Origin of the sequence: Bordetella tumulicola (genome assembly GCF_965138755.1) — a bacterium.
GTDB classification, from domain to species: domain Bacteria; phylum Pseudomonadota; class Gammaproteobacteria; order Burkholderiales; family Burkholderiaceae_B; genus Bordetella_A; species Bordetella_A tumulicola.
In genome coordinates, this window is sequence record NZ_CBCSFP010000003.1 from 409,911 (window position 1) to 433,097 (window position 23,187).

A 23,187-nucleotide genomic window follows, 5' to 3' on the forward strand; every position below is an offset into this window, starting at 1 on the left:
CGAGTCTTATTGCTCGCTACGCACCACAATCTGCGATCGGTCGCCAGGCGGTAATACCGCATGGCGCCGAACTCAATACAGCCACTGCATGGGAACGGTGATCAGTTCCGGAAATATCACAAACAAAACCAGCAACACCGTGTAGGCCAGCAAGAACGGCATCACGCCCCACACGACACGGCCCAACGGCACCCGCGCCACACTGCTGACCACATTGAGGACCACGCCCACCGGCGGCGTCAGGAGCCCGATGCAGTTATTCATCACGAACATGACGCCGAAGTACACGGGATCGATCCCCGCCAATTTCACGATGGGTAACAACACAGGCGTCAAGATCAAAATGGTCGGAGTCAGATCCAGCGCCGTACCCACGACCATCACGAGCACCATGATGACGAACATCAGCATCTTGGGATGATCGATCAACGGTTCGATCAGCCCCTTGAGCTCACCCGGGATGTCCGCGGCGGTGATCAGCCAGGCCGACACCATGGCGGCCGCCACCAAGAACATCACGACGGCGGTGGTTTTCCCTGATTTCAGGAATACCTCATACAGATCGCGGATCTTGAGTTCGCGATAAACGAACATCCCCACAAACCACGCATACACGGCCGCCACGACGGCAGCTTCCGTGGGCGTCACGACGCCCATCCGTATGCCACCCAGAATAATCACCGGCATACCCAGCGCCCATGCACCGCGTCCCGTGGCTTGCAGACGCTGTTTCATCGTTTGTTTAGGCAGCGGCTTGATATCCGACTTGCGTACCAGCCATAGCCACATCGCAACCAGCGTGAACCCCATCATCAACCCAGGGGCAATACCGGCCATGAAGAGCTTGGAAATCGACACATTGGCTGCGACACCAAACACGATAAATGCCATGGAAGGCGGGATCACCGGCGCGATGATGCCACCCGAGGCGATCAAGCCGGCCGAACGCGGCACGTTGTAGCCGGCCTCACGCATCATGGGGATCAGAATGGCTGCCAGCGCAGCGGTATCTGCCGAGGCCGATCCTGACAAACTCGCCATGATGATGGCGGCCAGGATCGCGACAATCCCCAGGCCGCCCTTGATATGGCCGACGCACGCCAACGCGAAATCAATAATGCGGCGAGACAATCCCCCGGCATTCATCAACTCGCCGGCTAGCAAAAAGAATGGAATCGCCAATAAGGTAAACGTATCGGCGCCCGTGACCATGTTCTGCGCCACAATCTGCGCGTTGAACATATCCATGTGCCACATCAACATCACGCCGCAAAAAATCAACGCGAATGCGACAGGCACACCAATCGCCATGGCCCCGAGTAAAGAACCCACAAAAATCAGCAACGTCATCAGACAACCTCCGCAATCTGGCCGTCTTCACCCACAAAACGGGCGATCTCCTCGTCACTGATTTTCCCGGTGAGCACCTGTATCAATCGAAGGGCCGAGATCACAAAGCACGCCGCCCCCGTGAACAAGCCGATGCCGTAGACCCACGCCAAAGACAACCCCGTGACCGGTGCAAACATCGTCGCGTTGATATCGAACTGCATCTGCGCGCCCCAGAAAAAAATCGCAGAGCAGCCCATGACGACAATGTTGCTTAACGCCATGCAGATCAAACGTCCGCGACGGCTAAGCCGTTGCACCAGGCTTTCGATGCCCATGTGCGACTGCTCGTGGAAAGTCAGCACGGCTCCTACGAAGGTCAGCCATACAAAGCAATAGCGCGATAGTTCCTCAGACACCAAAATGCCGGAGTTGAATCCATAACGCAGCATGACATTTCCGAACACCATGAACACCATGGCCGCCAAAAGCAGCACCATGACGAGGCCCAGAAATTTATAAAATAAATTGGTGACTCCTTGCATACCTGTCTCCTTGATGCTCGCGCTAGGCCAGTCGGCGTGCGCGATGCGTTGAGGTCGTCGTACAGAGCAGAGCGGTGACTGACATGCGTCAGTCAGCCAGATAACGCTACATCATGGGTGTCAACACCCCCCGTTTCACCAGATTGCGCATCAACGCACCCACACCAAATGTCCATTCTGGGCAGGCATCGGACGTGTCGACCTCATTGACCAAACGGCCCAGTTGCGGCGCCGAGATACTGACCCGATCCCCCACCTCATGGGTAAAGCCCTGTCCTGCGCCCCGACGATCCTGCGTGGGGGAAAACATCGTGCCCAGGAACAGAACAGCGCCATCGGGATACTGATGGCAGCGATTCAGTAGCTGGTCGGCCAGATTGCGCGGCGTGCGGCTGATGGCGGACATGGCGCTGACGCCTTGCATATGAAAACCGTCCGGCCCTTGCACATCCAGGGAGACCTCCAACTGACCGATCGACGTCAACGTGAAATCATCGTCCAACAGGCGAATAAACGGACCCAGCGCGCAAGACGCGTTGTTATCCTTGGCCTTGCTTAACAACAGCGCGGACCGCCCTTCGAAATCGCGCAAGTTGACGTCATTGCCCAACGTCGCGCCGACGATACGACCATCCGAAGAGAGGGCGAGCACGACTTCCGGCTCGGGGTTATTCCACTGCGACCCGGGATGGATGCCGATGGCTGCGCCGCAACCAACCGCCGACATGGGCTGCGCCTTCGTGAAAATCTCGGCGTCTGGGCCGATGCCGACCTCCAGGTACTGGGACCACAATCCCATATCCTGGAGCAGCGCCTTGGCCTGGAGCGCCTTTTCAGAGCCTGCCACCAAGCCACGCAAGTTATCGCCCAACACCGGCGCCAGCTTGGCGCGTATCGACTGCGCACGCGAAGGATCGCCCTTGGCTTGCTCTTCGATCACCCGCTCTAGCATGCTGTCGGCAAACGTCACCCCGGCGGCCTTGATAGCCTGGATATCAATCGGGGCCAGCAAATCGCCAGCGGACCCGTCCAGGAAATCCTGCAGTGACCCTAATACCGGCAACTCGTCGTTTTGATCGAACTGCGCCAACAGGTCCGTACGCTCGAGCAACATTGACATGGTGCACGCCACCGCGCTCGCGTCATACACCTGGCCTTGACGTATAAATACGGGACATGGGCCGCCCGCCTGGTTCGACCACACGCGACCGACCAGGCGTGCCTGATCCGCATCATGCGGCACGATATCGGCCACGCTCAATCCGGCAATCATTTTTGACCTATGCATCACAATCTCTCTTTGCGTCATCCGTCGGACTATCCACTTGCAGCCCCAGACGTGAGGCTGCACCTAAAATATGGGCGCGCATGGCCGTGCGGGCCTGCATCATGTCGCCCAAGGCAACGGCATCACGTATCGCCGTATGTTCATCGACCGTGAGTTGCACGATCGTTTCGAGTTCGGCGCGCGCACGGGCGACGGCAATCGTGTTCGCGATTTTCTCGCCAACGAAGCCCACGAACATCGAGTAGTACTCGTTCTGCGTGCCTTGCGCCAAGGCACAATGAAACGCCAGGTCGGCTTGCATCCCTTCGGTCGTCCAGCGCGTATCCATATCACGCATAATGCCGAGCGCATCGTCCAGCCGCTGCAAATCCTCGGCCGTATGATGCAACGCCGCCAGCCCTGCCGCCTCGACCTCCAGCGGCATGCGCAACTGAAATAAACTGCGAAAACTTTCCGGATTCGACAAATCCATGCTGTCGATACGGATCACGGGCCGACGCTGTGTCTCCAGCACGAAGGCGCCCACGCCCTGGCGCGTATCCAGCAGGCCCTCATTGCGCAGTTGTGCAATGGCCTCGCGCACCACCGAACGGCTGACCCCAAAGGTCTTGGCCAGCTCGTGCTCGGTGGGCAGCTTTTCACCGCCTTTCAGACGGCCCGCCGCGATTTCCTGTCCTATCGTCGCAGCGATCTTGGCAGGCAAATGCTCCAAGCGCTGGATCTGTCCAAAATTAACCATCTATTCCTGCTACGTTGTGACAATAAACACCGAGACGACGACCCTCATGTGTCCAGCCGGATCTGACAATTGGGGTTCAACATCAAGTGGGGATCAATCGCCCGCTTGATCGCCACCAGCAAATGACGGCGCGGCTCGCTGAGTCGCGCCTCGAATTCGCCGCGTTTGAGGCGGCCAATGCCATGTTCGGCGCTGATACTGCCGTGAAACTCGTCGATCACAGCGTTAATGCAGTCCTTGGCATCATGGATAATTTGCTCGCGGTCGACGGCATTCGCCGTCACAGGCGGCAGCACATTGATGTGCACGTTGCCGTCGCCGACGTGCCCATACGACAACGTCAGGCACTGGGGAAATGCCTGCCGCAAGCGCTCCTCGGCCTGTTCGACAAATTCGGCCAGACGCGATAGCGACACCGATACGTCCGTACGCAGGTGGGCTCCCCGCTTGGCTTGGCCTTCGTTCATGGCCTCGCGAATCTTCCACAGATTCGCGGCCTGCGCGCGCGACGCGGCCACCACACCGTCATGCATCAGCCCGTCATTCATCACATTTTCGAGAAACTGTTCGAGCAACGCGCGAATATCCACCAGCCCCGAACCCGAGATCTCCATCAGCACGTAGCCGGGATGATCCGCGGCGATGGGCACCGTCAAACTGGGGAGCGCCTCGCGAGCCAGCATTAACGCGGCGGGCGGCATGAACTCGAACGCCGTCATCAGATCGCAGCAGTCGCGTCGCGCACGGCGATAGAGCGCAATAGCGGACTGCAACGAATCCACCCCAAGCAACGCCGTTTCGATCTGCTCGGGACGCGGGTACAGTTTGAGCGACACGGCCGTCACGATGCCCAAGATTCCCTCGGCGCCGATAAACAACTGCTTGACGTCCATGCCACGGTTGTCCTTGCGCAGCGACCCCAGCGCATCCAGGATCGTGCCATCGGGTAACACCACCTCCAGTCCCAGCACCTGATCGCGCGCCATGCCATAGCGCAGCACATTGATGCCACCCGCGTTGGTGCTGATATTGCCGCCAATCTGGCAACTACCCTCGGCGCCCAATGACAACCCCAAAAACAGTCCGGCGTCGTCGGCGGCCTCCTGGATTTGCTGCAGGATGCACCCCGCCTCGACCACGGCGGAAAAATCATCGGGATCCATCTGGCGCACGCGATTCATGCGCTCCAGGCTCAATACCACCTGACGCTGGGGGTCATCCGGCGTGGCGCCCAGCACCAGTCCCGTATTGCCGCCCTGCGGAACCACCGCCAATCCCAAATCGGCGCAAGCCCTGACTGCCTGGGCCACGGCCTGCGTGGAATCCGGACGCAGCACTGCAACGGCGCCCGTCGTGACATCGCCGTGCCAATCGCGGCAGTAACGCTGTTGATCCGCAACATCGGTAATCACCGAGGTCGCGCCCAACCGTCGCACCAATGCCGCCTGCAACTCGGAAATGTCGGGAGCAACGGGCGATGTCATGCGGAATCCTGAAAATTTTGCGTAGGCATGTTTTTACCAGTAGTCAGCTTGTCAGACAACCCTATAATAGGTCGTCAGGTTACTTGGAAGTCGTTAATCTGCCTACTAGAGATCAACCCTAAGCCCTTCACTAACAACACAACAACAAGACCCACAAAGATCGGGTGTGTGGACACCCGGAGGAGACACACATGCATATCGCCATCATTGGCGCAGCAGGAATGGTCGGTCGGAAACTGACGGCGTCGTTGGTACGCGACCCGATGCTCAAACCCCACCACGTCGACCGAATGACGCTCTGGGACGTGCTGCCACCGGAAGCACCGTCGGACTTTCACGGGCGAGTCGATTGCCACGCCGCTGACCTGTCCGAGCCTGGACAGGCGGAGAAGGTGATAGCATCGCGCCCGGATCTGATCGTGCACTTGGCTGCGATCGTGTCGGGCGAGGCCGAGCTGGATTTCGACAAGGGGTATCGGATTAATTTAGACGGGTCGCGGGCGCTGTTCGACGCGATCCGCGTGCAATCGCTGGCCGACGGCTATCACCCCCGTCTTATCTTCGCCTCATCGATTGCCGTGTATGGCGCGCCGCTGCCCTACCCTATCCCCGATGATTATCACCACACGCCGTTGACGAGCTATGGCACGCAAAAAGCCATCAGTGAGCTGCTGCTGGCCGATTACACACGTCGCGGTTTTTTCGAGGGCATAGGCATACGCCTGCCCACCCTGTGCATCCGGCCCGGCAAACCCAACAAGGCCGCATCGGGCTTTTTTTCCAGCATTCTGCGCGAGCCGCTAGTTGGCCAGGAGGCCGTGCTGCCGGTCCCGGAAGACGTGCGTCACTGGCACGCCTCGCCGCGCTCGGCGGTGGGATTCTTGCGTCATGCCGCCACGCTTGATCTGCAGCCGCTCGGACCGCGGCGCAATCTCAATATGCCTGGCGTCAGCGCCACCGTGGGCGAGCAGATAGAGGCGTTGCGCCGTATCGCCGGCGACAAGGCCGTGCGCCTGATTCGACGCGAACCGGATGACATGATCACGCAAATGGTTCAGGGATGGGCGCCGGGGTTCACCGCCCAGCGGGCTCGGCAGCTGGGTTTCACGGCAGAGTCTTCATTCGACGAAATTATTCGCGCACATATCGACGACGAACTGAATGGCCAGTTGCTTTAGGAGCACGCAATGAACAACGGTAAAAAGCCTGTCAAACGACTGCGTTCGCTGGACTGGTTCGACAATCCCGATCATATCGACATGACGGCGTTGTACCTGGAACGCTTCATGAACTATGGCATCACGCCCGAGGAACTGCGCTCAGGCAAGCCGATTATCGGCATTGCCCAAAGCGGCAGCGACCTCGTACCCTGCAACCGGGTGCATCTCGAGTTGGTCAAGCGCGTGCGCGATGGCATTCGCGATGCGGGCGGCATTCCGATTGAGTTTCCCACGCATCCATTGTTTGAAAACTGCAAGCGCCCCACCGCCGCGCTGGATCGCAACCTGGCCTACTTGGGACTGGTGGAAATCCTGTACGGCTACCCCATCGACGGCGTCGTGCTGACCACCGGTTGCGACAAGACCACACCCTCTGCGCTGATGGCCGCCTCGACGGTCGACATCCCCGCCATCGTCCTGTCCGGCGGCCCCATGCTGGATGGCTGGCATGACAATGAACTGGTGGGGTCCGGCACGGTCATCTGGCGCTCGCGCCGCAAGCTCGCGGCGGGGGAAATCAACGAGGCGCAATTCATGCAGGCGGCACTGGACTCTGCCCCGTCGGTGGGACACTGCAACACCATGGGCACCGCATCCACGATGAACGCAATGGCCGAAGCCCTAGGTATGTCGCTCACGGGCTGTGCGGCGATTCCGGCCGCGTATCGCGAACGCGGCCAGATGGCCTATCGCACCGGTCGACGCGCCGTCGAACTGGTGATCGATGACATCAAACCGTCGGACATCATGACGCGTGCGGCGTTCCTCAACGCGATACGCGTGAATACGGCCCTGGGCGGATCGACAAATGCGCAACCTCACTTGATGGCAATGGCGCGTCATGCCGGCGTGGAACTCCCGCTGGATGATTGGCAACGCGAGGGCTATGACCTGCCGCTATTGGCCAACGTGCAGCCGGCGGGTAAGTATCTGGGCGAGCGCTTTCATCGCGCGGGCGGTGTGCCGGCCATCATGTGGGAACTGCTGCAACAAGGCAAACTGGATGGAGACTGCCCCACCGTTACCGGCCAGACCGTGCGCGAAAACCTGCAAGACCGCGAAAGCACTGACCGCGACGTGATCTTCCCGTACGCCGCCCCCGTGAAAGAACGCGCCGGTTTTCTGGTACTCAAGGGCAATTTGTTTGACTTCGCCATCATGAAGACCAGCGTCATTTCTCCGGAATTCCGTCAACGGTATTTGAGCGAGCCGGGCCGCGAAGGGGTCTTTGAGTGCCGGGCGATCGTGTTTGACGGATCCGAGGACTATCACCGCCGCATTAATGATCCTGACTTGAATATCGACGAACACTGCATGCTGGTCATTCGCGGCGCCGGTCCGATTGGCTGGCCGGGTTCGGCAGAGGTGGTGAACATGCAACCGCCCGATGCCCTATTGCGGCGTGGGATATCCAGCCTGCCAACGCTGGGCGATGGCAGGCAATCGGGCACGGCCGATAGCCCTTCCATTCTGAATGCCTCTCCCGAAAGCGCGGCAGGCGGGGGATTGTCGTGGCTGCGTACGGGTGACATCGTGCGCATCGATCTGAATCAAGGGCAGTGCGATGCGCTCGTCGACGACGCGGAAATCTCGCGTCGCCAGCAACACGACGGCATTCCCGCCGTGCCGCCCGATGCCACGCCCTGGCAAATGATTTATCGGCAGCGCGTGGGGTCGCTGGCAGAGGGTGCCGTGCTGGAAGACACGTTGCCATTCCGCCAGATTGCTAAACGGATGCCGCGGCATAATCACTGAGCTCGGGCTGGCGTCAGGAGGCAGGGGTCGTGGATTTCTGAGGGGCGAAAAGGTTGCGCCGCGTGAACAACAGCGTGCCAAAGAGCAGTGCAGGAATCGCGATCAGAATAAAGGCGATGCGATAGCTGTCAAACAGCGACGCGACCACCCCGAACAGGGCCGGCCCCAAGACCACGCCAAAGAACGTGCACGTCAGGGCGCCACCCGTGGCCAGGCTGGTTTTGCCAGCCGGCGCCTGACGCGCCACCTCTGCCAGATAGACGCCATTCCAGCCGACCGCCGCCGCGCCCAATATCATCAAGGCCAGCGCCACCAGCGGTACGGGCGCGTTGGCCGGCAACAAGGCCAGCCCAATCGTGCCCACGCCCATCAACAGCGCCAGGCTAAACAACATGCCCACGGCCCCGAGATAACGGTCCGCGCACCACCCCCATAAAATGCGTCCGACAACGCCGGCGACCTGACCCAGCGATAACATTGCCCCTGCCGCAATCAGGGTATAGGCCAGGCCGTCGTGCAAATACGTGACGACATAGGCGCTGAACGACCACTGTACCGCCGAAAAACAAAACGACGCCGCCGCCAGGAGCGTCAACGATCGCCGCGAAAAAATCAGCATCAACGGCGCGCGCAAGTCGCCTAGTCCCGCCCGGCGATCCGGCTTGCGATCCGCATCCAGTTCGTCGCGTACGACCTGGGCCAGCAGCGCGCACAGCAGACACGCCAGCGCCGTTACCAGCAAGACCCCATGCCAGCCGATCGTCATTTCCAGTTTGGGCGCCAATAACCCGGCCAGCACGCCGCCTAGCGGCACGCCGGTCTGCTTAATGGAAAACACCAACGATAGTCGACGGGCCGATGTCGTTTGAATCAGTAAGTGCGAGCTGGCGGGCGTGATCGGCCCATAACCCAGACCCAGCAACAGGGCGCCTCCGGCCAGCGCGACCCAGTGACCTAGCATACTGAGCAGCAACCCCACCGCGCACAAGACCAATCCCCACTGACTCGCCCGAATCGCTCCCTGCCGTTGGACCCAACCGCCCGCCATCAGGCTGCCCAGCATCGCCCCGACATAGATCAGGGAAACATAGACGCCGATCAACTCGGCCGGCACGACCAATGCGGCGGCCGCCACCAGCGCCTGCACCGTCAGCGTAATCGCCAACGTTCCCGCTCCGGAAATTTTCACGCGGGCACCTGCCAGTCTCGCCGGAACGACTCGCGATAGCTAAAACGATCCGCGGGATGCACACTGACAGCGAACTCGATCAGTGAATCACGTGCATCCAGGTAACGACGTTCCAGTCGCAACCCTGCGGAACCCGGCTTGGATCCCAGGCGCGACGCCGTCGCCTTGTCGAGCACGACCCCACGGATTTCCTGATGCACCGTCCGGATCTGCAGGTCGAACTGCTCTTCCAACACCGCATACACTGCCTTGGTCATTCGGCCGCTGATGCCTGTCACGGCCCGAAATGGCGGGGCAATGTAGGTATCTGTCAGGCAAATCGGCGCATCATGCGCCTCGGTATAGCGTAGCCCCCAAACATGCAGCCACACCTCTCCGGGCGACGCATCCAGCGTATCCGCCAGTTCGCTGTCGACATTGATCAACGCCTGGCCCTCGATTTCCAACGAGGTTTCGTAGGCGTACTGCCGCAGGTCGGTGATTCCCGACATGGTCTGCGTGTACTGCGTGACCGGTGCGTCGGTCAAGACGCGACTGCCGACACCAGCCTGACGCGTCACCATGCCCCTCAGTACCAGTTGCTTGATCGCCTCGCGCACCGTAAAGCGCGATACGCCAAACTGGTCACAGAGCTCAAACTCGGTGGGCAATAAACCGCCCACCGGATAGCGACCGGAACGGATCTCATTGATCAGCGTCGTGGCCAGCTGCAGATATCGCGGACGGCCACCCGGTGCTTCGATTTTTACAGTCATAACACAGCATTCTTCCTCAGCCTGGCAATCTGGTCGGGCCCGTATCCCGCCTGCGCCAGTAGATCTTCTGTATCCACGCCCATGGCAGGCGCCGCTCGCGCCAACGGGACCTCGCCGGGACAACGGATAGGCGAGGCGACGCTCCTGATCGGACGCCCGTCGGCATCGTAGGCATCCAGCAGACATTCCCGCGCCTGGACGAAGGGGGTATCAAGCGCTTGCGCTACATCATAAACCGGCGCCGCGGGCACGCGGCCGGCAAAGCGTGTCATCCAGTGTTCGGTCGACGCTGTCATGAAGACGGCCTCGAGCTCCTGATTGAAGCTTTCGCGATGTTGCAGACGATCCTTGAAGCTGCGGTAGTTCGGATTTTCGGCCCATTCGGGATGATCCATGGCTTGCGCGAGCAGGGGCCAGAATTTTTCCTTGTTACACATAATGAAAATCCAGCCGTCTGCCGTACGGTACAACTGGCTTGGCACCAGCGAGGGATGACCGGAGCGAGGCGCTCGCCCTGTGGTGTGGCCGCCGTTCAGATACCAGGTGGCCACATAACCCAGCGTGTGCAAGGCGACATCAAACAAACTGACATCCACATCGCGCCCGACGCCACTCTGGCGCGCGCCCAGGACCGCCGAGACCAGGCCCAGCGCGGCGGTCGTGCCCGTCATCAAGTCGACCACAGACAAGCCAAAGCGCGACGGCGGCCCGTCCGGCTCGCCCGTCAGCGAGAGGTAACCCGTCTCGGCCTGCATCAGGTAGTCGTATCCCGGCCAACTGGCGCGCTCCCCCTCTCGGCCATAGGCGGAAAGATGCACGCAGACGATATCCTGACGGACCTCGCGCAGGGCTTCGTACGTTAGTCCCAGCTTTCCCGGCAAATCGCCGCGCAAGTTGTTGAATACGGCATCCGCTTCCCGACACAGATCATGAAGCACCTGCCGACCCTCATCATGCTTTAGATTCAGTGTGACGCTTTTCTTGTTGCGGTTGAAAGCTTGATAGAAATGGCTATCTCCGGGTCCAAAATAATGCGGCCCGACCGCACGCCCCACATCCCCGCCATCGTGCGGATTTTCTATCTTGATGACCTCGGCACCGAGGTCGGCCAGATGCTGCGTGCCAAACGGCCCTGCCCCATATTGCTCTACCGAAACAATGCGCAACCCTGTCAACGGCAAGCTCATATACGGTTCCTCTGCACCAATTGCTTGGAAATGATGATCCGCTGCATTTCATTGGTCCCTTCGCCAATGACCAGCAACGGCGCATCGCGATAAAAGCGTTCGACCAGGTATTCCTTCGAATAGCCATATCCGCCGTGGATACGCACGGCCTCCAGGCTATTCTCGACCGCGGTTTCCGTCGCAAAAAGCTTGGCCATGCCCGCCTCCATATCGCAACGCTCACCCCGGTCGTAGGCCTCGGCCGCGCGCAAGGTCAATAGGCGCGAGGCCTCGGTGCGCGTCGCCATATCACCCAGCTTGGTCTGAATGGCCTGATGCTCACAAATAGGCTTGCCGAACGTCTTGCGCTGCTGAGCGTACTTCACCGCCTCCCGCAGGGCCGCCTGCGCCACGCCGACGCCGCGCGCAGCGACATTGATGCGCCCCAGTTCCAGGCCATTCAACACCATTTGCAGCCCACGCCCCTCGACCCCGCCAATCAGCCTGTCTGCCGGAATGCGATAGTCCTCGAACACCAACTCCGTCGAATCGATCCCCTTGTAACCCAGTTTCTCCAACTGGCGGCTCACCGTAAAGCCGGGACCTTTTTCCGCGATGAACAGACTCATGCCTTTGTGGCGCGGCTCGGCTTGAAGGTCGGTTTTCACCAGCAGTGCAAAACAATTGCCGTGGTAGCCATTCGTGATCCACATCTTGGCCCCATTGACGACATAGGCATCACCATCACGACGCGCGACGGTGCGAATGGCCTGCAAGTCCGTTCCGCAATCGGGTTCGGTCAACCCGATGCCGCCGCGCAGCTCACCCGTGGCAAATCGGGGAAGATAGGCTTGCTTCTGCGCCTCGGTGCCGTTGCGCTGCACCGCTGTCGCCATAATCAAATGGGAATTCAAGATGCCCGAAAGCGACATCCATTCTTCCGATATGCGCTCGATGATCTTGGCATACGTTACCGTCGATAAGCCAAGCCCACCATATTCCGGCGCGATCAGGCAGCCGAACAAGCCCATCGCCTTCATCTTCTCGACGATCTCTTCTGGATACGTATCGTCGTGTTCAAGCTGCCACACGTGCGGCCGTACTTCCTGCTCCAGAAAGCGTCCCACCATATCCAGGATCAGTTGCTCCTGGCCGTCATCACGGTCCGTCATGTCGTCCTCTCCTCAGTATGTTGAATGCGTCAGGCGGCGGCTTAAGCCTGCCCCAATTGATCTGCCAGCGCGCGCGCCGAACCTTGCTCCAGCCGCAATACGCTTTGTTCGATGGATTCGGCACGCGCCGCGGAAACTTGACGCAACGCGTTGTCGCGATACTTGCCACGAATGTCTTCTGTTGTCAGGGGCCGGTCTTCCGCACCACGGTTGACGGCCTCGCGCTCACGCAAAATTCGACCGTCATTGAGTTCCACAATGACCTCGCCCGAGTAATGTTTGGGGAACCCGCTGTGCGGATCACATTGATAGTCAGTTATGGCCGCCAACGCCAGCACGGCAGGATCCCGCAACGCGCTCTCCTCTAAGTCGTCCAACGTCAAACCGCCTTTGCACAACGCGGTACCGACCAGATAGGGAATACTGAATTGCGCCTCGTAACTGTTGGCAGGCTTGCGCTTGGCGGCCTCCGGCTCGCAAACGGTCTTGACGACCTCTTGCGGCACCAGCACCGTAATGCGCCGTACCTGTTCCGGCCGCACCCCTTGCGCGTGCAATCGTGTCGCCGCGTCCACGCTGGCATGCGTAAAGTGGCAGGCGGGTAGCGGTTTGACTGACACACGTGGCACCTCCCACTGCTCGCCCAGATCAGCCGACGCCAGGCTCAAGTCGTAGTCAGCGTCCCCAAGATGACTGGCATACAGGCCAAAGCGCCCCTCATAGGCCAAGCGTGTGCCGGTGTAGCCATGCTTGCCAAAGGTCGCGGCAGTGATCCCGCCGTTGGCCGCCCAGCCGGGGTGCATGCGTTTGTTCCACGCGCCGTCGTTCAAGAACTCCAGACTGCCAGACGCGATAGACAGCGCAATGCCCTGAGCATCCACCATCTGTTTTGCATTCAGGCCCAGCAGCCAGCCGGCCGCCAACGTGCAGCCGAACGTACCGATCAGTCCGGTAGGATGAAAACCCACCTGGTGAAAGCCGCCTTTCGCAACCGCGCCCAACCGTGTCGCGACCTCCATGCCCAGCACATAGGCGGCCACCATGTCCGCACCGGATCGATCATCACGCGCGGCCAGCGCCAGTACAGTAGGCAGTACGGAGGCCGTGGCGTGAATCACGCCGCGTGCGTGCGTGTCGTCGTAATCCAAGCCGTGCACCAGCACCCCATTGAGCAGCGCCGCATTACGCGGGTCCATCCTGACGGACGTGCCGATCACGATGCTATCGCCGCCTCCATCCAACTCACCGACGGCGGCCATCGCTCGTCGCGCAAAGTCGTAGCCATGCGAGGCCAGGGCAATACCAATCGAGTCCAGCATCAGCAAGCGCGCGCGCTCGCGGACCTCGGCGGGAATGCGTTCGGCCTTGAAGCCAGCGGCGTAATCCGCCAGCAATTCGGATAATGCTTGCCCGACCACGGGCGTATCGACATTGTCTTTCATAAGGATTCTCCAGCAGAAACACGTTCGGGCATCAACTCACCAGCGTCAGCGATATCGCGGGAACAAAGGTAATCAACGCCAGCGATATCAAACGAGTCAGATAGAAGGGAACAACACCGCGCGCCACCTGCTCGACGGGAATGCGAGCGATGCCACTCATGACGAACAGATTCAGACCAATAGGCGGCGTCAGCGTGGCAACTTCGACGTTGGCCACCATGATCACGGCAAAGTGCACCGGATCAATACCCAGATGCGTGGCCATGGGGAATAGCAACGGCGCGGTCAACACGATCATGGCCACGCCGTCCAGAAACATGCCCAGCACCAGCAAAACCGCATTGGCCAGCAACAGAAACTGCCAGGCCGACATATCCATGCTTTCCATCGCGCCAATCAATGAAGCGGATACGCCCATGCGCGCCAGAATGAAACCAATCAGGCTGCCGCCCATGACCACCATGAAGATCATGGTCGACTGCAGAATCGACTCTTGCGATGCCAGCCATACGCCACGCCAATTCATGGTGCGATACACCACCACGCACAGCAGCGCCGCGTACCCGGCGGCCACAGCCGACACTTCAGTCGGCGTAAAGATGCCGAGATAGATCGTGCCTAACACGATCACCGGCATCGACAAGGCGCCGGCCGCGCGCGGCAAGCGTTTCGCGAAACCCGCCAGATCAGGCTTTCCCGTCGTATCGCCATAGCCATAACGACGCGTCAGGTAGATCGTCGTCAACAACAGGAGCGCCGCCTCCATCAGGCCAGGCAGAATGCCGGCCACAAAGAGCTTGTCGACGGGAATCCCCACAATGGAGCCGATCAGAATGAAACCCAATGACGGAGGAATCATCAAACCCAGCGTCCCCCCCACTGCCACTAATGCGGCAGAGAAACGCGGCGGATAGTGCTCTCGTTTCAACCCGTCGACCGTCGCCGCGCCAATGGCGGCGGCAGACCCGACGCTCGATCCCGAAACCGCCGCAAAGAAGACGCACGACAGCATCACTGTCAACGCCAGCCCGCCTCGCACGCAGCGCACCAGGCTACCGATCAACTCGATCATCACGGCCACGATATTGCCGCGCATCATGAGATTGCCCATCAACACGAACATGGGAATCGCCATCAACGGGTAACTATTGATCGACTTGAACGCCGTCTGCGCGACGACCGTCAGCGGAACACCGTCTACGGACATCACCATGCCGCTGGATATCAGTCCCATGGCCGTTCCGACGTGCGCCCCCAGCGCCAGCAACACCAACAACCCAATTACGGAAAGTCCTAATGTCATAGCAGTGGCTCCTGACGGCTTAGCGCGGTGGCGACGCCGGCGTCCGGTGTCTCGTCGATAGGCTCAGGCGCAAAGGGATCGCCCCAACGCCAGGCGTACCAGGCAGCGCATGCGTAATACAGAAACAACGCCACGCCACCCACCGGCATCGCCAAAAACAGCAACCACATGGGCAGCTCCAGTGACGACTCGGACACCATGCCCATGGAATAAAACCGCTGTACTTGAGGAATGGACGAATACGCCAGGATGAACGCGAACAGCATGCCGGCCACGCAAGAAAGCAACCACACGGCACGCTGCAGGCCGCGCGGCAAACGCTGCACCAGCAATTCCGTACGGATGTGATAGTGACGAAAGCCGGCAACGCCCAGTGTCAGGAAGAATGCCCACACCATTAAAAAGCGAACCGACTCTTCGGCCCAGAAATAGCTGACATTCAGAACGTAGCGGCTAAACCCCTCCAGAATCATGATGCCGGTCGCGCCCAACGCAAGGACAGTGCCCACCGCCAGGATGATTCTGGATAGCCAGCCTAGCTGGCCGAAAACCGGCGCGGCGCGCGGGGCAGCCGTTGCCTTGTCAGGCAAAGGCTGTCTCGCGTGCAGTGGGCCAGGCTTAAGATCACTTGCCATCATGGATGCACTCCTGGCGAGTTTTTTCTAATTGCGCAATCACATCCGCATGCTTGTTGCGAAAACCCTCACCCGCGGCCAGAAAACGTTCTTTCAGCTTATTGACCTCGTCGGGCGCCATCACGCGGTAATGCCCCCCTTTACCGACCATCTGATCAATCAGCGCCTTATCCTTGGCCACGGTCTCCTTCCATTGCCGCGCGATGATTTCGCTCAGCACCTCTTGAATCGCTTTTTTCTGTGCATCAGGTAATGCGTCCAGCCATTGCTTATCCACGGTCACGGCTGACGTTGCCAATCCCATGCCTGGTGCCAGCGTGGCGTACTTTGCTGTCTTTCCCAGCACATCGACCCACCCCGCCGGCGAAGTCATTGCGCCGTCGATCGCGCCCTGCGATAGCGCCGCCGACATTTCTGAGGCCGACATTGAAATGGGGCTGGCTTGTACCGAACGCATCGCGTCCAACATGATCTGCCCGCCAATCACGCGAATTTTCTGACCCTTTAGATCCGCGACGGTCTGAATGTCATGATCCTTCATCAGGAAAATCAGATCTGCCGTGCGCAAGAACCCTAGAATCTGCATGCCACGGGGCTCCAGATAACCCGAAATCTGACGCGTAAATCCATTCGCGAAACACGCGTTGGTCATTTCTTCTGTCGTTAGTGCAAACGGCAGACTGGCGATCCCCACGCGCTGATCAAACTGCTCTAGCCGCGAAGACACGGGCCACACCATGTGCACGGCACCCGTACCCAGTGCGGCCAGACCATCACGATCGTTATAGAGCTGCGACGCGGGGAAATACTTTCCTTTGATCGCACCGTCAGTCCGCTTGTCGACTTCAGTGATGAACTGCTCGATATACGGACTGGGATTGGTCGCCAGTGGGATCTCACTGGTGATGATCATTTCTGTTCCGTTCGCGGCTGACGCCCACCCGACAACCAGCGTTGTCATCCAGAATGCGGCTTTACTCCAGCATGCCTTCATGTTGCCTCCTTTGTCGTTTGACGACGCCCTGATGGGTCGCGCGGGAATTGATCGTCGTGTGCTGCGTAATCGTTGGGATGCTGTTGATGCCATTGCGTCGCTTGTTGATACAGCCGGCCTAACGCCAACACCCTGTCTTCGCCCAGCGGAGGGCCAACCAGTTGCATCCCTAAAGGCAACCCTCCCGTCCCCCCGCCGATCGGTACGCTCAGCACGGGCAGCCCCAAATAATTGATGCCTCGTGTCCATACCGACAACAAGGAGAACTCGCGTTCCAGCCGAGCTTGGTCCCCGACTCGGGTGTCCTCGACAAGCGGCGCCACACCCGGTGTGCTGGGCAACAACAGCACGTCTGCATCGCCCTGCACCTCACGCAAATAGCGCTGCAAAAAGGGCTCGCGCAAACGCAAGGCATCGTAGTAATCCACGCCTGACACCAAGAAGCCGCGCGAAATGCGCCGACGCACCTGATGTCCATAGGCATCTCCCTGTTGGCGCAACCAGCGCTGATGCATCGCGGACGCTTCGACAACGAGCAAAATGGACGCCAGCACCCCTGCCCGTTGCAACATCGGATAGGGCGACGGCACGGTCACACACTCCACGCCCGATGTGCGCAACACCTGCACGGCTTCGTCCAGCGATCGCCGCATCTCTTGCGACAGCGGATCCTCATCTCGCCATTGAGGTACCGCCACACGCAGACGACGTTGTGCCGCGCCCACCGCGACCCGCGCATCCAGACAGGACCCGTCCGCAGGGTCCGGTCCCGCCATGGCCTGATAGGCCTGACCGCATAATTCGGCCGATCCCGCCAATGGGCCAATGCAATCCAGGCTTGCCGATAACGGCATCGCGCCTGCGACACTGATGCGATGCTGGGTCGGTTTCAGCCCGGTTAATCCACACAGCGCAGCGGGCAACCGAATGGAACCGCCGGTATCGGAGCCGATCGCGAGCGGCACATGCCCGGCCGCCACCGACATGGCCGCGCCGCTGGAACTGCCTCCCGAGACCCGATCCGTATCCCAGGGATTGCGGCCCGGCCCATAAGTAGCATTCCAACCTGTGGGAGACATGGCAAACTCCGCCATATGTTGCGTGCCCAATACGATGGCGCCCGCCGCACGCAAGCGCGTCACGATCGTCGCGTCGATACGGGCGGGCGCACTATCAGAACGCAAGGGCGTTCCCCAGCCCGCAACCCGGCCTTTCAGGTCAAACATATCCTTGATCCCGACAGGCATGCCATGCAAAGGGCCTCGTACTCGACCCTGGCGCCGCTCGTCGTCGCAGTGGCGCGCGGCCTCCAACGCCGCATCGGCATCGATACTCATCCATGCCAATTTTCCTGGCGCCGAACGCGCTATCGCGGCCAGACTGGCACGCACCCAGTCTTCGCTGCTCATGACGGCAGTCTTTTCGGCAACAGGCACATCGAACCATGGCTGCGGCGCCAACGCTTGCAGCACGTGGCCAAATGGCACGGCCATCTGCGTCATCGATAATGTCGCCGTTTCCTGCGCCAGAGTCGCCGTCAAGGCGGCCACAACCTCGGTCAACTCCGCTAAATCTCGATCATTCACGGGCAGATTGCACTCGCGCGCCCCATGCACTGCCGACGCTGTCGGGGTACTCACGTCAGGCCCCGCAGCGTTTGGTGATCTCGTCGACCTGCTTCACTACCTCGGGATATTTGTCGGTGTAGGCCTTTTTGGCAACATCGGCGCGGGCTTTCCACTCTGCCGAGGCGGCCTCGTCGGCAACGCGGTAGGTCGAGCCCTGCTCTTCCATTTTTTTCACCAGCTTGGCGTCAGCCTCGCGGGCCTCTTCCCATTGGCGCTGGACAATACTGTTCAGGCTGTCGGTCACGGCCTTGCGCTGCGAATCCGTCAGCGCATCCATCCAGTTGCGATCGACCACGACCGCATAGGTCGCCAGTGACATGCCAGGAACATGGAAGGCGTATTTGCCAGTCTTGCCGATCATCTCGGCCCAACCCGCCGGTGAGGTCAACACGCCGTCAATCGCGCCCTGCGCCAAGGCCGTGCTCATTTCCGACGCGGCCATCGAGATCGGACTGGCATCAAAGCTGCGCACCATGTCCAGGAAGATCCGCCCCCCCGTCACCCGCAGCTTCGCGCCTTCCATATCTTTCAGTGATTTCACATCGCGATCGCGAAAAATGAAGAACAGGTCAGCGGTACGCAGCAACCCCAGCACCTGCAGCTGGCGGGACTTCAAGCGGTCGGAAATCAGTGCCGTCAGACCGTTCGCAAAGCACGCGTTCTCCATCTTCTGGTCCGACAAGCCAAATGGCAGATTCACATAACCCAAGCCAGGATCCAACGTTTCCAGGCGAACGGAGACAGGCCACACCATATGCACGGCGCCTGTGCCCAACGCCGCCATACCGTCCTGATCGTTGTACAGCTGTGACGCGGGAAAGACTTTGACCTGCACTTCACCATTGGTGCGCTTGGCGACATCCTTGGCGAACTCATTCATGTAGCGCGTTTTCCAGTGCGACGCGGCGACTTCCGACGTCAGCACCATCTCGACGGCTCCGGCACTCAAGGGGACGATCAACGTAAGGAACAACAATGCAGCCCGGCGCAATAGCGAATGAAACATGGCAATATCTCCTGGATGAGTACTGCAATGCAGCACGTGCACGATCCTGGCGCACAGCGCTGCGGCGTTTTCAGCAAAATTTGTCGCGCGATGTTGGAAAAACAGGTGTGCCGACTATTGATCGCCCACACCATGCCCGCGCTTGGGCACCAGGCACGACCGGATGAAGTTCATCACTTCAACGCCATTCTGGTTATAGGCACGCGTCAGTGTCGTTACGATGCCCTGTGTTGGTCGACTGCGCGATTCACGCAACTCCAGTACCTCTGACTCGGCATATAAGGTATCGCCGGCAAAGACCGGGGCAGTCAGATTGATTTCTTTCCAGCCCAGATTCGCGATGGCTTTGCCGCTGACGTCGGCGACGGTCATGCCTAAGACGACTGCCACCGTCAGGCCACTGTTGACCAGCAATTTGCCAAACTCGCTTTTGGCAGCGTGCGCGGCATCGCAATGCATGGGATGAAAATTCATCGTCATCAGCGAGAACTGAATGTTGTCCGCATCGGTCAAGGTGCGGCCCGGTCGGTGTTCGTACACCGCCCCCACTTCGAACTCCTCCAAATAACGACCGAAACTGAAGCGATATCGCTTGGGGCTCACTGCCACGACTTCCATTTTGTCTCCTTTGTCTTATTTATCACTTTGTCTGGACAAATGATCCAACAAAGGAAGAGTCCTTGTCAACGATTTTTCTTCCCGCGGCGCAGCAACGGGGATGTTCAGTCGGATACGGTCAGAGAAATCTCTTCGAGATTGACGCCGTATTGGTATCGCGTAGTTGTCACCACGCGCCTGGCTCAGCGCCGCGTCTGGCGGTTTTCGCCATAGTGTTTTTGCGCCAGCGACACGGCCATGCGCAACAATGGCGAATCGGATTCGCGCGGCCAAATCATCTGACTGACCGAGCGAGCCTGGTGCTCGAAGGCGATGAACTTCGTTCCCGCCAGGCCGCTGCGTGCCAGGCAGGCTGGCACAACCGACACGCCCAACCCCTGCGACACGAGCGCGGCCACGCTGAGCCAATGCCGCACCTCATGGCGAATAACAGGATGAAAGCCCGCGGTCACGCACAGCGACAGCACGGTCTCGTGATAACTGGGCGACGCCTCGCGTGCAAACAAAATAAAGTCATCGTCCTCCAGCTCCAGCAGTTGGACGCGCCGGCGCCGGGCCAACGGGTGGGTATCGGGTACACACAGCACGAAAGGCTCTGCCATCAAATCCTGGGTCTGCACTTCGGCAGGCGCCGGGTTGGCATGAATGAATCCAAGGTCCTGTTCGCCGCGACGCACGGCTTCGACCTGGTCATGCGAATTCAACTCGGTCAGTACGTGTTCGACATCGGGCAGCGCCGCACGCATCGCCGCCAGCAGATCAGGCAGCCCGCGATACAACATGGACCCCACAAACCCGATACGCAACCGACCCCGCAGCCCCGCGTCAACACGCTGGACCAAGGTGCCGATGGCTTCCGATTGGCGCAACAGCGCCTGGGCCTCACGATAGAGCACCCGCCCCGCTTCGGTCAGAGCGACGTGCCGGCTCGTGCGTTCGAGCAAACGAACGCCCAGCGTGGACTCCAACTGGCGAATGGCGTAACTGAGCGGCGGCTGCGACAAATGCAGTCGGGCCGCGGCACGGCTGAAATGTCGCTCTTCGGCGACCGCAATGAAATAGCGCAGCAGGCGGGGTTCCAGATCCATGGCGTGTTCCGATGGTGAGTTTGAATCTATATTTTTTATGTATTGTTCTACATAAAAACGGTATTTGTATAGATAGATAGCTTGCGCGACCATGCACTGTCCCGCCATCCGAGTGTCCGCTATGCCCACCCTATCCGCTGCTTGCACCGCTACCGAAGTTCCTGATTCGCGTGGTCTGAACCTATTCAGCGCCGATCCGTACGCCGCCGCACTGTGCGCGCTGTACCTGCCGCCGGCGCTGTACGCCCATCTGTTGCCTCACCTGGATCGCCTGGGTGCACTGGCCGGCAGTCAGATCGACACACTCGCCGCCGTAGCCGACCAGAATCCGCCGACTCTGTCGGTGCGCAACCGAGCCGGACAGGACGAATCACGGGTACACAAGCACCCCGCCTATATCGAACTGGAACGCCTGGCCTACAGCGAGTTTGGTCTGGCCGCGCTATCGCATCGCGGCGGCGTGCTGGGCTGGCCCGAACCCATGCCCCCGGCGGCCAAGTACGCACTCAGCCATCTGTTTGTGCAAGGCGAGTTCGGTCTGTGCTGCCCGGTCAGCATGACCGATTCGCTGGCCCGTACGCTACGCAAATTCGGCGACCCGGACCTGATCGAACGCGTGCTGCCGCAAGTCACGTCGCAGGATTTCGACGAACTGCGCCAGGGCGCGATGTTCATGACGGAACAGGGCGCGGGCTCGGACGTCAGCGCCACCACGACGCGTGCCGAACCGCACGACGACGGCACCTGGCGCCTGCATGGCGACAAATGGTTCTGCTCGAACCCCGACGCGGGTTTTGCCATGGTGTTGGCACGCAGCGAGGCCACGGACGGCCTGAAAGGCGTATCCCTGTTCCTGCTGCCCCGCGACTTGCCCGATGGCACGCACAATGCCTACCGCATCTTGCGCCTGAAGGACAAGCTCGGCACGCGCTCGATGGCCAGCGGCGAGATCCGTCTAGAAGGCGCGCTGGCGTGGCTGGTTGGCGAGCGCGGCCAGGGCTTCAAGCACATGGCCGACATGATTAACAACTCGCGACTGTCCAACGGCATGCGTGCCGCTGGCCTGATGCGCCGCGCCGTCACAGAGGCGATCTACGTTGCCCAGCAACGCCGCGCGTTTGGCAAACGCCTGATCGATATGCCGCTGATGCGCCGCCAATTGACCAAGATGAATGTCTGGGCGGAGCAAGCGCGCAGCGTCATGTTCCAGACGGCGATCGCGCTGGCCGACTCGGAGCAGAACGCCAACGCCGCGGCGCTGGCCCGCATCCTGACGCCACTGATCAAATTTCGCGCTTGCCGCGACGCGCGCAAAGTCACCGGCGACGGCATGGAAGTGCGCGGCGGCTGCGGTTACATCGAAGAGTTCGTCGAATCCCGTCTGGTACGCGACGCGCACCTGGGCTCTATCTGGGAAGGCACGAGCAACATCGTGGCGCTAGACGTGCTGCGCGCCATCCAGAAAACCGACGCGCTGGCCGCATTGCGCCGCCATATCGACACCCTGCTGCAAGACGGCGCCCCCTGCGATCCGGCATTGGCCGACAATCAGGCACGCGCGCTCGACAGCGCCTTTGCACTAGCCCGACACGCCGCACTGCAGGACCGGCCCGATCTGGCCCGCCAGGCCGCCTCGGCGCTGTACCACGCGCTATCGCTGGCCGCACTGCGCCGCGAAGCCAGCGCCCCGGGCCTGGCCAGCCGCGGCCTATTGGCCGATCAGGTGCTGCGGCATCGCCTGGCGCCCCGCGACCCGTGCGCGATCCCCGGCGAAGAAGACGCCGCGTGCCGCGCCATCCTGGCCGATGCCCTGTAATGTCCCACCGCTGGC

20 protein-coding genes are annotated in these 23,187 nt (G+C 60.4%); 3 read left to right on the forward strand and 17 right to left on the reverse strand.

Annotated elements, in window-relative coordinates; all coding sequences use genetic code 11:
• Positions 1-72: 72 nt before the first annotated feature.
• The 5 genes from ACNAZS_RS12235 to ACNAZS_RS12255 form a co-directional block, all read right to left on the reverse strand.
• Complete coding sequence (locus ACNAZS_RS12235) at positions 73-1,350, reverse strand: TRAP transporter large permease subunit (protein WP_415789521.1); 1,278 nt, start codon at positions 1,348-1,350, stop codon at positions 73-75.
• A complete protein-coding gene (locus tag ACNAZS_RS12240; protein ID WP_415789523.1) occupies positions 1,350-1,874 on the reverse strand; it encodes a TRAP transporter small permease in 525 nt (174 codons plus the stop codon). The genes ACNAZS_RS12235 and ACNAZS_RS12240 overlap by 1 nt, the downstream gene beginning before the upstream one ends.
• Before the next feature lie 106 nt (positions 1,875-1,980).
• Positions 1,981-3,147 (reverse strand): fumarylacetoacetate hydrolase family protein, encoded by a 1,167-nt coding sequence (locus tag ACNAZS_RS12245; protein ID WP_415789661.1) that lies wholly within the window; start codon positions 3,145-3,147, stop codon positions 1,981-1,983.
• A 7-nt stretch (positions 3,148-3,154) separates the two neighbouring features.
• A complete protein-coding gene (locus tag ACNAZS_RS12250; protein WP_415789525.1) occupies positions 3,155-3,901 on the reverse strand; it encodes a FadR/GntR family transcriptional regulator in 747 nt (248 codons plus the stop codon).
• Between the two features lie 44 nt (positions 3,902-3,945).
• Complete coding sequence (locus ACNAZS_RS12255) at positions 3,946-5,385, reverse strand: FAD-binding oxidoreductase (RefSeq protein WP_415789527.1); 1,440 nt, start codon at positions 5,383-5,385, stop codon at positions 3,946-3,948.
• A gap of 191 nt (positions 5,386-5,576) precedes the next feature.
• Between ACNAZS_RS12255 and denD the strand changes: the two genes are divergently transcribed.
• Positions 5,577-6,563, forward strand: coding sequence for a D-erythronate dehydrogenase (gene denD / locus ACNAZS_RS12260; protein ID WP_415789529.1), 987 nt, complete (start codon positions 5,577-5,579; stop codon positions 6,561-6,563).
• 9 nt (positions 6,564-6,572) lie between these two features.
• Positions 6,573-8,360, forward strand: a complete 1,788-nt coding sequence (locus ACNAZS_RS12265) for an IlvD/Edd family dehydratase (RefSeq protein ID WP_415789531.1) — start codon at positions 6,573-6,575, stop codon at positions 8,358-8,360.
• Between the two features lie 13 nt (positions 8,361-8,373).
• On the opposite strand, the gene ACNAZS_RS12270 is transcribed toward ACNAZS_RS12265, so the two are convergent.
• The 12 genes from ACNAZS_RS12270 to ACNAZS_RS12325 all read right to left on the reverse strand — a co-directional run bounded on the left by ACNAZS_RS12270 (position 8,374) and on the right by ACNAZS_RS12325 (position 21,356).
• Entirely contained in the window at positions 8,374-9,549 is a 1,176-nt protein-coding gene (locus ACNAZS_RS12270) for an MFS transporter (RefSeq protein WP_415789533.1), read from the reverse strand.
• Positions 9,546-10,304 (reverse strand): GntR family transcriptional regulator, encoded by a 759-nt coding sequence (locus ACNAZS_RS12275; protein ID WP_415789535.1) that lies wholly within the window; start codon positions 10,302-10,304, stop codon positions 9,546-9,548. Before ACNAZS_RS12275 ends, ACNAZS_RS12270 begins: the two co-directional genes overlap by 4 nt.
• Positions 10,301-11,491, reverse strand: coding sequence for a CaiB/BaiF CoA transferase family protein (locus ACNAZS_RS12280; RefSeq protein ID WP_415789537.1), 1,191 nt, complete (start codon positions 11,489-11,491; stop codon positions 10,301-10,303). The genes ACNAZS_RS12275 and ACNAZS_RS12280 overlap by 4 nt, the downstream gene beginning before the upstream one ends.
• Positions 11,488-12,642, reverse strand: a complete 1,155-nt coding sequence (locus ACNAZS_RS12285; RefSeq protein WP_415789539.1) for an acyl-CoA dehydrogenase family protein — start codon at positions 12,640-12,642, stop codon at positions 11,488-11,490. The genes ACNAZS_RS12280 and ACNAZS_RS12285 overlap by 4 nt, the downstream gene beginning before the upstream one ends.
• Before the next feature lie 41 nt (positions 12,643-12,683).
• Positions 12,684-14,084, reverse strand: coding sequence for an MmgE/PrpD family protein (locus tag ACNAZS_RS12290; protein ID WP_415789541.1), 1,401 nt, complete (start codon positions 14,082-14,084; stop codon positions 12,684-12,686).
• Between the two features lie 31 nt (positions 14,085-14,115).
• A complete protein-coding gene (locus tag ACNAZS_RS12295; protein WP_415789543.1) occupies positions 14,116-15,387 on the reverse strand; it encodes a TRAP transporter large permease in 1,272 nt (423 codons plus the stop codon).
• Positions 15,384-16,025 carry a TRAP transporter small permease gene (locus tag ACNAZS_RS12300; protein ID WP_415789545.1) on the reverse strand — a complete coding sequence of 214 codons (642 nt, stop codon included), beginning with the start codon at positions 16,023-16,025 and terminating at the stop codon, positions 15,384-15,386. The genes ACNAZS_RS12295 and ACNAZS_RS12300 overlap by 4 nt, the downstream gene beginning before the upstream one ends.
• Positions 16,012-17,016 carry a TRAP transporter substrate-binding protein DctP gene (gene dctP, locus ACNAZS_RS12305; RefSeq protein WP_415789548.1) on the reverse strand — a complete coding sequence of 335 codons (1,005 nt, stop codon included), beginning with the start codon at positions 17,014-17,016 and terminating at the stop codon, positions 16,012-16,014. The genes ACNAZS_RS12300 and dctP (ACNAZS_RS12305) overlap by 14 nt, the downstream gene beginning before the upstream one ends.
• Positions 17,013-18,656 (reverse strand): amidase, encoded by a 1,644-nt coding sequence (locus ACNAZS_RS12310; protein ID WP_415789550.1) that lies wholly within the window; start codon positions 18,654-18,656, stop codon positions 17,013-17,015. Before ACNAZS_RS12310 ends, dctP (ACNAZS_RS12305) begins: the two co-directional genes overlap by 4 nt.
• Before the next feature lies 1 nt (position 18,657).
• A complete protein-coding gene (gene dctP, locus ACNAZS_RS12315) occupies positions 18,658-19,650 on the reverse strand; it encodes a TRAP transporter substrate-binding protein DctP (RefSeq protein WP_415789552.1) in 993 nt (330 codons plus the stop codon).
• 114 nt (positions 19,651-19,764) lie between these two features.
• Positions 19,765-20,268 (reverse strand): MaoC family dehydratase, encoded by a 504-nt coding sequence (locus ACNAZS_RS12320; RefSeq protein WP_415789554.1) that lies wholly within the window; start codon positions 20,266-20,268, stop codon positions 19,765-19,767.
• 182 nt (positions 20,269-20,450) lie between these two features.
• Positions 20,451-21,356 carry a LysR family transcriptional regulator gene (locus tag ACNAZS_RS12325; RefSeq protein WP_415789556.1) on the reverse strand — a complete coding sequence of 302 codons (906 nt, stop codon included), beginning with the start codon at positions 21,354-21,356 and terminating at the stop codon, positions 20,451-20,453.
• Positions 21,357-21,477: 121 nt separating this feature from the next.
• On the opposite strand from ACNAZS_RS12325, the gene ACNAZS_RS12330 reads away from it, so the two are divergent.
• Positions 21,478-23,172 carry an acyl-CoA dehydrogenase family protein gene (locus ACNAZS_RS12330; protein ID WP_415789558.1) on the forward strand — a complete coding sequence of 565 codons (1,695 nt, stop codon included), beginning with the start codon at positions 21,478-21,480 and terminating at the stop codon, positions 23,170-23,172.
• The last annotated feature ends 15 nt before the right edge of the window (positions 23,173-23,187 follow it).

Coding starts and splice junctions, on each gene's coding strand:
- dctP (WP_415789552.1), bottom strand. CDS start 19,650: ATGTTTCATTCGCTATTGCGCCGGGCTGCATTGTTGTTCCTTACGTTG.
- ACNAZS_RS12320 (WP_415789554.1), bottom strand. CDS start 20,268: ATGGAAGTCGTGGCAGTGAGCCCCAAGCGATATCGCTTCAGTTTCGGT.
- ACNAZS_RS12295 (WP_415789543.1), bottom strand. CDS start 15,387: ATGACATTAGGACTTTCCGTAATTGGGTTGTTGGTGTTGCTGGCGCTG.
- ACNAZS_RS12245 (WP_415789661.1), bottom strand. CDS start 3,147: ATGATTGCCGGATTGAGCGTGGCCGATATCGTGCCGCATGATGCGGAT.
- ACNAZS_RS12330 (WP_415789558.1), top strand. CDS start 21,478: ATGCCCACCCTATCCGCTGCTTGCACCGCTACCGAAGTTCCTGATTCG.
- ACNAZS_RS12265 (WP_415789531.1), top strand. CDS start 6,573: ATGAACAACGGTAAAAAGCCTGTCAAACGACTGCGTTCGCTGGACTGG.
- ACNAZS_RS12240 (WP_415789523.1), bottom strand. CDS start 1,874: ATGCAAGGAGTCACCAATTTATTTTATAAATTTCTGGGCCTCGTCATG.
- ACNAZS_RS12290 (WP_415789541.1), bottom strand. CDS start 14,084: ATGAAAGACAATGTCGATACGCCCGTGGTCGGGCAAGCATTATCCGAA.
- ACNAZS_RS12300 (WP_415789545.1), bottom strand. CDS start 16,025: ATGATGGCAAGTGATCTTAAGCCTGGCCCACTGCACGCGAGACAGCCT.
- ACNAZS_RS12250 (WP_415789525.1), bottom strand. CDS start 3,901: ATGGTTAATTTTGGACAGATCCAGCGCTTGGAGCATTTGCCTGCCAAG.
- dctP (WP_415789548.1), bottom strand. CDS start 17,016: ATGAAGGCATGCTGGAGTAAAGCCGCATTCTGGATGACAACGCTGGTT.
- ACNAZS_RS12325 (WP_415789556.1), bottom strand. CDS start 21,356: ATGGATCTGGAACCCCGCCTGCTGCGCTATTTCATTGCGGTCGCCGAA.
- denD (WP_415789529.1), top strand. CDS start 5,577: ATGCATATCGCCATCATTGGCGCAGCAGGAATGGTCGGTCGGAAACTG.
- ACNAZS_RS12285 (WP_415789539.1), bottom strand. CDS start 12,642: ATGACGGACCGTGATGACGGCCAGGAGCAACTGATCCTGGATATGGTG.
- ACNAZS_RS12275 (WP_415789535.1), bottom strand. CDS start 10,304: ATGACTGTAAAAATCGAAGCACCGGGTGGCCGTCCGCGATATCTGCAG.
- ACNAZS_RS12235 (WP_415789521.1), bottom strand. CDS start 1,350: ATGACGTTGCTGATTTTTGTGGGTTCTTTACTCGGGGCCATGGCGATT.
- ACNAZS_RS12255 (WP_415789527.1), bottom strand. CDS start 5,385: ATGACATCGCCCGTTGCTCCCGACATTTCCGAGTTGCAGGCGGCATTG.
- ACNAZS_RS12280 (WP_415789537.1), bottom strand. CDS start 11,491: ATGAGCTTGCCGTTGACAGGGTTGCGCATTGTTTCGGTAGAGCAATAT.